The following is a 630-nucleotide window of genomic DNA, read 5'->3' on the forward strand; positions in this document are numbered from 1 at the left end:
AATGGGCTCTTTTACTTCGCCAATACAAAACGGGTCCCATGGCGGTACGGGAACGCCATTAATTGAAACACTGACGTTTCTTGCTCTTTCGTCTTCACGATCAAGGAAACGTTGGTAAATCATTGAAACATGATGTCGTAATTGTTCCAGATACCTCTCTTTCGCCTTACGAATGGGTGCTCCACCAGCCTTTTTGTATTCACCAAGAAGCCTGTCGACATTATCCCAGATTACCACCGTACCAGATCTTCCAGAAGCGTAAACGTCCAAGAGTTCGGCTTCCTCCACAGAAGGTTCGCCAATCATTACGCTCCAATTGTGGTCAGGAACCTTGTCCAGATCCCATGTAGCAGCAAGTACGGGGCCTTCAGCAGCATTTCGAGATACAAGCGTGAGCTTTCTACAAAAGGCAGTAGAAGCTGTTTTGAGTCCAAGACCAAACTTTCCGAGACTTGACGGATCTGTTCTTCTCTTTGATCCATATGTAAGGGCGTTGATAAGGCCCGCCCGATCCATTCCACAACCATCATCTGCAACTGCTACTTGAATATTGCCTCTTGCATCTATTTCAAGGATTACATTAATGGCTTCAGCAGTTGCTGCTATGGAATTATCAATAATGTCAGCCAC

Annotated in this window: 1 protein-coding gene; it reads right to left on the reverse strand. The window is 45.7% G+C overall.

Annotated elements, in window-relative coordinates; all coding sequences use genetic code 11:
• Positions 1 to 630: ATP-binding protein (locus ACNOHI_RS25055; RefSeq protein WP_420477441.1), on the reverse strand; the 630-nt coding region annotated here is incomplete at both ends.

Origin of the sequence: Noviherbaspirillum sp. ST9 (genome assembly GCF_048799745.1) — a bacterium.
Classification (GTDB): Bacteria; Pseudomonadota; Gammaproteobacteria; order Burkholderiales; family Burkholderiaceae_D; genus Noviherbaspirillum.